This is a genomic window from Pseudomonas sp. (assembly GCF_049645325.1).
Classification (GTDB): Bacteria; Pseudomonadota; Gammaproteobacteria; order Pseudomonadales; family Pseudomonadaceae; genus Aquipseudomonas.
In genome coordinates this window covers 1-9337 of record NZ_JBARTQ010000296.1, presented here as the reverse complement: position 1 = coordinate 9337, position 9337 = coordinate 1, and the positions used below count along the sequence as shown (strand labels likewise).

The 9337-nt window shown below is 60.8% G+C and carries 9 protein-coding genes; 6 read left to right on the top strand and 3 right to left on the bottom strand.

Features of this window, described 5'->3' with window-relative positions; genetic code table 11:
• Positions 1–161 precede the first annotated feature (161 nt).
• The 3 genes from WBB95_RS13315 to WBB95_RS13305 form a co-directional block, all read right to left on the bottom strand.
• Positions 162–1007 carry an ATPase gene (locus WBB95_RS13315; protein WP_424487996.1) on the bottom strand — a complete coding sequence of 282 codons (846 nt, stop codon included), beginning with the start codon at positions 1005–1007 and terminating at the stop codon, positions 162–164.
• Between the two features lie 124 nt (positions 1008–1131).
• Complete coding sequence (locus WBB95_RS13310; protein ID WP_424487995.1) at positions 1132–2130, bottom strand: NAD-dependent epimerase/dehydratase family protein; 999 nt, start codon at positions 2128–2130, stop codon at positions 1132–1134.
• A 52-nt stretch (positions 2131–2182) separates the two neighbouring features.
• A complete protein-coding gene (locus WBB95_RS13305) occupies positions 2183–3076 on the bottom strand; it encodes a LysR family transcriptional regulator ArgP (protein WP_424487994.1) in 894 nt (297 codons plus the stop codon).
• A 97-nt stretch (positions 3077–3173) separates the two neighbouring features.
• Here WBB95_RS13305 and WBB95_RS13300 point away from each other — a divergent pair, with 97 nt between their 5' ends.
• From WBB95_RS13300 to WBB95_RS13275, 6 genes are all read left to right on the top strand, one after another.
• Positions 3174–3575, top strand: a complete 402-nt coding sequence (locus tag WBB95_RS13300) for an ACT domain-containing protein (RefSeq protein WP_424487993.1) — start codon at positions 3174–3176, stop codon at positions 3573–3575.
• Positions 3576–3580: 5 nt separating this feature from the next.
• Positions 3581–4180, top strand: a complete 600-nt coding sequence (locus WBB95_RS13295; RefSeq protein WP_424487992.1) for a LysE/ArgO family amino acid transporter — start codon at positions 3581–3583, stop codon at positions 4178–4180.
• A gap of 178 nt (positions 4181–4358) precedes the next feature.
• Positions 4359–4955: a superoxide dismutase gene (locus tag WBB95_RS13290; protein ID WP_003212997.1), complete on the top strand. Its 597-nt coding sequence runs from the start codon at positions 4359–4361 to the stop codon at positions 4953–4955.
• Positions 4956–5104: 149 nt separating this feature from the next.
• Entirely contained in the window at positions 5105–5365 is a 261-nt protein-coding gene (locus WBB95_RS13285) for a hypothetical protein (RefSeq protein WP_424487991.1), read from the top strand.
• A gap of 204 nt (positions 5366–5569) precedes the next feature.
• Positions 5570–7621, top strand: coding sequence for a putative bifunctional diguanylate cyclase/phosphodiesterase (locus tag WBB95_RS13280; RefSeq protein ID WP_424487990.1), 2052 nt, complete (start codon positions 5570–5572; stop codon positions 7619–7621).
• Between the two features lie 127 nt (positions 7622–7748).
• Positions 7749–9092, top strand: coding sequence for an imelysin family protein (locus WBB95_RS13275; protein ID WP_424487989.1), 1344 nt, complete (start codon positions 7749–7751; stop codon positions 9090–9092).
• The last annotated feature ends 245 nt before the right edge of the window (positions 9093–9337 follow it).

Below are 9337 nucleotides of genomic sequence, written 5' to 3'. Positions count from 1 at the left end.
CCCGCGCTGGGCTGCGAAGCGGCCCCCAACCTGGCGCCGCCGTCCGCTTGTAAGAATGCAGTGATGTTACGAGGGGCCGCTTCGCGCCCCAGCGCGGGGCAAGCCCGCTCATCACAGAAGCCCGCTCATCACAAAAAGCAGGCTCACCTCAGGGCAGAGTATTACTGGGTCAGCGGTGTGATGCTCGCCGGCGCGTTGAGGCGTTGGTTCAGGTTTTGCACCTGGCTCTGCAAGGTGGTGATGTTGCGCGTGGTCTGGATGCGGAACACGTCGAACTCTTTATTGGTCGGCGCATCGCTGTTGGCGGGCTGGTTGTCTTGCGCACTCTTGAGTACCACCAGATCCTGCTCCAGGCGGGCGATGGCCGCGCTTGGGTTGCCTTGTTTCTTCAAGGCAGCCACGTCGGCGACCAGATCCTTGATCTCGGCATCACGTTTGCCCGCTTCGCCTTGCGAAGCCTTGAGAGTGGCCACGGCATCAGTCAATGCCTGCACCTGGCCTTGCAGCTTGGCGTTCGCGTTCGACAGGTCGGTGGTGCTCGCACTCATTTGCGCCAGACGCTGATCAAGCTCGGTGGCTTGCCCGGCAACGCCCACTTGCTGCTTGCCCTGCTCCAGCAACTGGGTTTCCAGCTGCTTGATCTGCAGTTTCAGCGCCTCGCTGCCGTTGTTCACATTGGCTTCGCTGGCCACCACCTTGCCGGAAATATCCTGCAGGCGGCCAGCCGCTTCCTCGCTGATACGCGCAAAGCTTTCCTGGGTGGCGACCAATTGCTGGCCCATCAGGGAAATCTGCTGGAAGCTCCACCAGGCCAGGCCTGCGAAGGCGATCAGCAGTGCGCCGACCAACGCCCACAGCGGGCCGGTGCTGGCACTCTTGACCCGCACCACCGGCGTGGTGCGTGAGCGCACGGAGGTGGCGGGAGTCGGCTCGAAATCATCATCGTCCCCGATGTCGGCCCGCAGGCCGGGAACGTTGTCGAAATCGTCTTTAGCATCGTTACGCATGAATCAACCCTGAATCAAAAAGATGGCCTGGAGCGCCGAGCGGTCAGAGTATAAACCGCGTTGGCGCCGCACAGATCGACCCGGAACCGCGAATTCGGTTCCCGATGTGTTGCCGGTTGTGAGCTTACTTGAATGCCGGATCCTGGGCCTTCCACCAACCGCAGAACTCGTCCAGTGCAGTCCACAGGCTGACCTTGGGCTCGTAGTCGAGATAATGCCTCGCGCGGCTGATGTCGAGGGTGAAATCTTTGTTCATCACCTGCATGCCCAACCGCGACAACGCCGGCTCCGGTCGGCCCGGCCACATTGCGCAGAATGCCTCGTTCAAGGCGGCCACGCTGTAGGACAAACCGTAGGAGCGGTAACGCGTGACCTGGGGCATGTCCATTTGGCGCATCACGTAGTTCACCACATCCCACACCGGCACCGGCGTGCCGTTGCTGATGTTGTAGGCCTTGCCCAGTGCCGAGCCGGTCGCGAGCAAACTGCTCAGCAACGCCTCGTTGAGGTTGTGAATGCTGGTGAAATCGACCTTGTTCAGGCCGTCGCCGACAATCGCCAGGCGGTTCTTGCGCTGCATTTTCAGCAGGCGCGGGAAGATGCTCATGTCGCCGGCGCCGGTGACAAAGCGCGGGCGCAAGGCCAACACTTCAAGGCCGAACTCCTGGGCGCCGAAAACCTTCTGTTCCGCGAGGTATTTGGTCGCGGCGTAAGGGTGTTTGAAGCGCTTGGGCACCTGCTCTTCGGTCAGCCCCAGGTGATCGCGCCCATCGAAGTAAATAGAGGGCGACGACAGGTGCACCAGGCGCCCGACGCGTTGCTTGAGGCAGGCTTCAACAACATTTTCAGTCACCAGCACGTTGCCTTGATGGAAATCCTGGTACTTGCCCCACAGCCCGACGGCACCGGCGCAATGCACCACGGCTTCAACGTCGCGGCAGAGGTCGCGGACCAGGTCGGCGTCATTCAAGTCACCCTGGATAAACTCGGCGCCGCGCCGTACCAGGTGTTCCACACCTTCGGCGCGCCGCCCGTTGACCCGTACGTCCAGGCCCTGCTCCAAGGCGAAACGCGCAAAGCGCCCGCCGATGAAGCCGCTTGCGCCGGTGACCAGAATTTTCATTTGTTACCCCATGTTCTTTCGTTTTTCATCGCTGTTGCCTTGACGCCTGCCGTCACTCCAACGGCACCAACCATTGACCACACGCCTGGGCCAGATGGTCGGTCAACAGGCTCAACAGTTGCCCGCCACTGCGCCAATGATGCCAGTACAACGGCACATCGATGGGCTTATCTGGCAATAACTCAACCAGAACGCCGGTTTTCAACTGGTCGCGCACCTGCAATTCAGGCACCAGCCCCCAGCCCAAACCGGCCTCTGTCAGGCGGATAAAGCCTTCGGACGACGGGCATAAATGGTGTTCGAAACCGCCGTCTACCCCCAGGGAAGCCAGGTAACGGTGTTGCAGGAAATCATCCGGGCCGAACACCAGCGCCGGCGTTTTCGCCAGTTGATCGGCACGCACGCCCTGCGGGAAATGCCGGGCGATGAAGGCCGGGCTGGCCAGCGCCCGATACCGCATGGCGCCAAGCAACAGGCTGCGCGCACCGGCCACAGGCCGTTCACTCGCGCAAATACAGGCGGCGACTTCACCCGCGCGCATGCGTTTGAGGCCGACGGTCTGGTCTTCGACCACCAGGTCCAGCAATAAATGTTGCTCGGCACAAAAGTCGCTGACGGCCTCGGCCCACCACGTGGCAAGGCTGTCGGCATTCAAGGCGATGCGCAGGCGCTCGGGCATGCCCTCCTCGTCCAGCGCCGGCACCTGGCTTTGCAGGTCACGTTCCAGTAGCCGCACTTGCTGCACGTGGTTGAGCAGACGCCGGCCAATGTCGGTAGGCGTCGGCGGCGTCGCCCGCACCAGCACAGGTTGGCCGACGCGCGCTTCCAGCAGCTTGATGCGCTGGGAAATCGCCGACTGCGACAACCCCAGTACTTGGGCACCGCGTTCAAAGCCAGCTTGTTCCACCACCGCCGCCAAGGCGGAGAGCAATTTATAGTCGAACATCAGTTTCTCTAATGAGCGATCAGCAATATTGGTTTTTCTTATACAGCTTAGCCCTTGAGAATGACCAGCACTGCTTCTCTCTTCAAGGAAACCTCCCATGGCTGGCGAAACCACCCTGGCAACCCTGCTGCGCAGCATGAGCCCGCAGCTCAATGACGGCGATTACGTGTTCTGCACCCTGCCTGACCACTGCATACCCGAAGGCTGCGACGTCATCGGCAGCTTTCGCGAGCAGGAAGGCCTCACGTTGATCGTCGAGCGCCAGCAAGCGCAACAGGCTGGCCTGGCCTTCGACTATGTAGCCGCCTGGATCACCCTGAACGTGCATTCAGCCCTGCACGCCGTGGGCCTCACCGCCGCCTTCGCCGGCGCGTTGGGCAACGCGGGGATCAGCTGCAATGTGATCGCCGGTTATTACCACGACCACTTGTTTGTCGGGCGCGCCGACGCCGCGCGCGCCATGGATGTCTTGCAGCAACTGGCAGCGAACGCGGAGTAAACCCTATGTGGCAAAGTTATGTGAACGGGCTGGTGGTGGCCCTCGGGCTGATCATGGCGATCGGCACCCAGAACGCTTTCGTGCTCGCGCAAAGCCTGCGTCGCGAGCATCACCTGCCGGTGGCGGCGCTGTGCATCGTGTGTGATGCGATTCTGGTTGCCGCCGGGGTATTCGGCCTGGCGACGGTACTGGCGCAAAACCCGCTGTTGCTGGCAATCGCGCGCTGGGGCGGCGCGGCGTTCCTGTTGTGGTACGGCACCCTGGCGTTGCGCCGGGCGTTTTCCCGGCAAAGCCTGGAACAAGGCGAAAACCTCAAGGTGCGCTCGTTACGCGCTGTATTGCTGAGTGCGTTGGCGGTGACGCTGCTCAATCCACATGTTTACCTGGACACGGTGCTGTTGATTGGCTCATTAGGCGCTCAACAAACTGAACCGGGCGCGTATGTAGCCGGTGCGGCCAGCGCGTCATTCCTGTGGTTCGCCAGCCTCGCGCTCGGCGCGGCATGGCTGGCGCCCTGGCTTGCGCGCCCGGCCACGTGGCGGCTGCTGGACCTGTTGGTTGCGGTGATGATGTTCAGCGTGGCCTATCAATTGATCAGCGCCTGAGGAATATTCCAAAACGCTCTGGAACCTCTATCCCACACAGTTGTTGCGTGGTTTTGCCGCACCCCCGGTGCTATGATCCGGACCCTGCGCCGCAAAGAGTACAAACTCCCCGGCGCTTGTTTGGCCGCCCGTGATCGGCCTTGCGCTCACCGCAACTGACCTGATTAGGAGAATCATCATGGCTTTCGAATTGCCGCCGCTGCCCTACGCACACGATGCCCTGCAGCCGCACATTTCCAAGGAAACCTTGGAGTATCACCACGACAAGCACCACAACACCTATGTCGTGAACCTGAACAACCTGGTGCCAGGCACCGAGTTCGAAGGCAAGACCCTGGAAGAAATCGTCAAGTCTTCTTCGGGCGGCATCTTCAACAACGCCGCTCAGGTCTGGAACCACACGTTCTACTGGAACTGCCTGGCGCCAAACGCTGGTGGTCAACCTACCGGCGCACTGGCTGAGGCTATCAACGCCGCTTTCGGTTCGTTCGACAAGTTCAAGGAAGAGTTCACCAAGACGTCCGTCGGCACCTTCGGTTCCGGTTGGGGCTGGCTGGTGAAAAAGGCTGACGGTTCCCTGGCCCTGGCCAGCACCATCGGCGCCGGCAACCCGCTGACCAGCGGCGACACCCCGCTGCTGACCTGCGACGTCTGGGAACACGCTTACTACATCGACTACCGCAACGTGCGTCCAAAGTATGTGGAAGCGTTCTGGAACCTGGTCAACTGGAAGTTCGTGGCTGAGCAGTTCGAAGGCAAAACCTTCACTGCCTAAGCAACACTTGCAGTAAAAAGAGCCCGGCCATGTGCCGGGCTTTTTTATGGGCGATGAATAAGTCGCCAGGGCATCGGAACTGGCCGAAGGGATTGCGCCACCCAGTCAGCGTGAGGAATTCGCCTCTCGTACCTGTCGGAGAAATTACAATGTCCATCGGCGCACTAGCAGCACTCCCTATGGTTGGCGCACTGGCCAAGACCGCCCTCCCGGTGGTCGGTGAATTGGCTAAAACGGCCACTGAGCTGGTTAAAGTAGCGGGCGAAGTCGTCAAATCCATCTCCGCCAAGCCACAGGGCAGCGCAGATCAGAACAAGGTTGCCCACGAAGACACGCACACGAACAAGACGCCTGTGGATTTTTCAGGCGGCAACTCGGCAAGCAGCAACGTGAACATCAACTTCTCGTAACCGTGAGGGTGCCAGTTCCAGGCGCACGCTGTGCGGCTGCGGCATAGTTCAAGGCAGGCGGACTCACCTCCGCCTCGCCCCCGCCCCACCCTTCAAGTTCCAGGTCAAACCCGCCGTTGCCCCAATGTTCCTTTGACTGCCATCACGAGATTGCCAATACTCATGGCATATTGAGGCTACCCGCACGGAACAAGGAATGACCCTTTGAAGCTGGAACTCAAAAACAGCTTGTCGGTGAAGTTGCTACGGGTTGTGCTCCTGTCGGCATTGATCGTGGGCGTGGTGCTGAGCGCGGCGCAGATCGTTTTCGATGCTTACAAGACGCGCCAGGCCGTGGCCGGTGATGCCCAGCGCATTCTCGACATGTTTCGCGACCCCTCGACCCAGGCCGTCTACAGCCTGGACCGCGAGATGGGGATGCAGGTGATCGAAGGCCTGTTTCAGGACGACGCCGTGCGCATGGCCTCCATTGGCCACCCCAACGAAACCATGCTCGCGGAAAAAAGCCGCGCGCTGCAACAATCCCCGAGCCGTTGGCTGACCGACCTGATTCTTGGCCAGGAACGCACCTTCACCACGGCATTGGTCGGCAAAGGCCCCTACAGCGAGTACTACGGCGACCTGAGCATCACGCTGGACACAGCCAATTACGGCAAAGGTTTTCTGGTCAGCTCGGTGATCATCTTCATTTCCGGCGTGCTGCGTGCCCTCGCCATGGGCCTGGTGTTGTACCTGGTGTACCACTGGCTGCTGACTAAACCCTTGTCGCGGATTATCGAACACCTGACCTCGATCAACCCGGACCGACCCAGCGAACACAAGATCCCTCAGCTCAAAGGCCATGAACGCAACGAACTGGGGCTGTGGATAAACACCGCCAACCAGTTGCTCGAATCCATCGAGCGCAACACCCACCTGCGCCACGAAGCGGAATCGAGCCTGCTGCGCATGGCCCAGTACGATTTTCTCACCGGCCTGCCGAACCGCCAGAAGCTGCAGGAGCAACTGGACAAGATCCTTGTCGACGCCGGCCGCCGACAGCGCCGCGTGGCGGTACTGTGCGTGGGGCTGGATGACTTCAAGAGCGTCAACGAACAGTTCACCTACCAGGCCGGCGACAAATTACTGCTGGCCCTGGCCGACCGTTTGCGCGCCCACAGTGGCCGCCTGGGCACCCTCGCCCGCCTCGGCGGTGACCAGTTTGCGCTGGTGCAGGCCGATATCGACCAACCTTATGAGGCCGCCGAACTGGCACAAAGCATCCTGGACGACCTGGAAGCCGAATTCGCCCTCGAACACGAGCAGATTCGCCTGCGCGCCACCATCGGCATCACGCTGTTCCCGGAAGATGGTGACAGCACCGAAAAGCTGCTGCAAAAAGCCGAACAAACCATGACCCTGGCCAAGAGCCGCTCACGCAACCGTTATCAGTTCTATATCGCCAGCGTCGACAGCGAAATGCGTCGGCGCCGAGAGCTGGAAAAAGACCTGCGCGATGCCCTTAGCCGCGAGCAATTCCACTTGGTCTACCAGCCGCAAATCAGCTACCGCGACCATCGCGTGGTGGGCGTGGAGGCGCTGCTGCGCTGGCAACACCCGGAACACGGGCTGGTGCCGCCGGACTTGTTCATTCCACTGGCGGAACAGAACGGCACCATTATTCCGATTGGCGAATGGGTGCTGGACCAGGCCTGCCGGCAATTGCGCGAGTGGCATGACCTGGGCTTCACCGAACTGCGCATGGCGGTCAACCTGTCCACCGTGCAGTTGCACCACACTGAACTGCCGCGGGTGGTCAACAACCTGATGCAGATCTACCGCCTGCCGCCGCGCAGCCTTGAGCTTGAAGTCACCGAAACCGGCCTGATGGAAGACATCAGCACCGCCGCCCAGCACTTGCTGAGCCTGCGGCGTTCGGGGGCGCTGATTGCGATTGATGACTTCGGCACCGGCTATTCATCCTTGAGCTACCTGAAAAGCCTGCCGCTGGACAAGATCAAGATCGACAAGAGCTTCGTCCAGGACCTGCTCGATGACGACGACGACGCGACCATCGTGCGCGCCATCATCCAGCTGGGCAAAAGCCTGGGCATGCAAGTGATTGCCGAAGGCGTGGAAACCGCCGAGCAAGAGGCCTACATCATTTCCGAGGGCTGCCATGAGGGCCAGGGCTATCACTACAGCAAACCGCTGCAGGCCCGGGAGTTGGCGGCTTACTTGAAACAGTCCGAGCGCAACAACGCCGCCATTCTTTGACATGACAAATCGATACTAAATATTTCCCCGCTATAACCCTTTACACAAAATGCAAATCTTTCGCATTATGTCGCAGTTTTTGCGCTCCCCCGCGCGCCCTATCAACAACCGAAGCAGGATGTTCGCCATGATTCGTATGCCCCTGGCCACCGCCAGTCTGCTGGCCATTGCCATTTCTCTCGCCGGTTGCGGCGAAGGTAAAGACAAGGCCGCCGCGCCTCAAGCGCCGACCCCGGCTGCCAGCACTACCGCTCCAGCGGCTGCCACACCTGCCGGCCAGGTTGACGAAGCGGCCGCCAAGGCCGTAGTCGCGCATTACGCAGACATGGTGTTCGCGGTGTACAGCGATGCCGAATCCACTGCAAAAACCCTGCAAACCGCGATCGACACCTTCCTCGCCAACCCGAACGACACCACCCTGAAAGCGGCCCGCACCGCCTGGGTCGCCGCGCGCGTACCGTACCTGCAGAGCGAAGTGTTCCGTTTCGGCAACACCATCATCGACGACTGGGAAGGTCAGGTGAACGCCTGGCCCCTGGACGAAGGCCTGATCGACTACGTCGACAAGTCCTACGAGCACGCACTGGGTAACCCGGGCGCCAACGCCAACATCATCGCCAACACCGAGATCCAGGTCGGCGAAGACAAGGTCGACGTCAAGGAAATCACCCCGGAAAAACTCGCCAGCCTCAATGAGCTGGGCGGTTCCGAAGCCAACGTCGCCACCGGCTACCACGCGATTGAATTCCTGCTGTGGGGCCAGGACCTCAACGGCACCGGCCCTGGCGCGGGTAACCGCCCGGCGTCGGATTACATGACGGGCGACGGCGCCACCGGCGGCCACAACGAGCGTCGCCGCACTTACCTGCGCGCTGTGACCCAACTGCTGGTCAGCGACCTCGAAGAGATGGTCGGCAACTGGAAACCCAACGTCGAAGACAACTACCGCGCCACGCTGGAGGCAGAACCTGCCACCGACGGCCTGCGCAAGATGTTGTTCGGCATGGGCAGCCTGTCCCTGGGTGAATTGGCCGGTGAGCGCATGAAGGTTTCCCTGGAAGCCAATTCGCCGGAAGACGAGCAGGATTGCTTCAGCGACAACACGCACAATTCGCACTTCTACGATGCCAAGGGTATTCGTAACGTTTACCTGGGTGAGTACACCCGTACTGACGGCACCAAGATGACGGGCGCGAGCTTGTCGTCGCTGGTGGCCAAGGCGGATCCGGCGGCTGATACGGCGTTGAAGGCTGACCTGGCGTCGACCGAAGCGAAGATTCAGGTCATGGTTGATCAGGCGGCCAAAGGTGAGCACTACGACCAGTTGATTGCGGCCGGGAATGATGCGGGCAATCAGATCGTGCGTGATGCGATTGCGGCGTTGGTCAAGCAGACGGGGTCGATTGAGTCGGCAGCGGGCAAGCTGGGGATCAGCGACCTGAACCCGGACAATGCCGATCACGAGTTTTGATTTGACGTTGTAGAGAATGAGGCGGCCTTTGGGTCGCCTTTTTTTATTGGGGTTGGGGGTGGGGGTGGGGTTGGGTGAATATCCGTTTTTGCGGTGATGGCGGGTATGGGTTCCGCTTTTACAGCGGGTCACTTTCGAAAAGCGCGAAAGTAACCAAAGCGCTCTTGCCCCACCACTCGGCACCTCGCTGTGGCTCGGTGTGCCCGCACTCCGGCATTACTCCGCGGGCCGCCGCCACGCGCCAT

Coding starts and splice junctions, on each gene's coding strand:
- WBB95_RS13315 (WP_424487996.1), bottom strand. CDS start 1,007: ATGCGTAACGATGCTAAAGACGATTTCGACAACGTTCCCGGCCTGCGG.
- WBB95_RS13310 (WP_424487995.1), bottom strand. CDS start 2,130: ATGAAAATTCTGGTCACCGGCGCAAGCGGCTTCATCGGCGGGCGCTTT.
- WBB95_RS13305 (WP_424487994.1), bottom strand. CDS start 3,076: ATGTTCGACTATAAATTGCTCTCCGCCTTGGCGGCGGTGGTGGAACAA.
- WBB95_RS13300 (WP_424487993.1), top strand. CDS start 3,174: ATGGCTGGCGAAACCACCCTGGCAACCCTGCTGCGCAGCATGAGCCCG.
- WBB95_RS13295 (WP_424487992.1), top strand. CDS start 3,581: ATGTGGCAAAGTTATGTGAACGGGCTGGTGGTGGCCCTCGGGCTGATC.
- WBB95_RS13290 (WP_003212997.1), top strand. CDS start 4,359: ATGGCTTTCGAATTGCCGCCGCTGCCCTACGCACACGATGCCCTGCAG.
- WBB95_RS13285 (WP_424487991.1), top strand. CDS start 5,105: ATGTCCATCGGCGCACTAGCAGCACTCCCTATGGTTGGCGCACTGGCC.
- WBB95_RS13275 (WP_424487989.1), top strand. CDS start 7,749: ATGATTCGTATGCCCCTGGCCACCGCCAGTCTGCTGGCCATTGCCATT.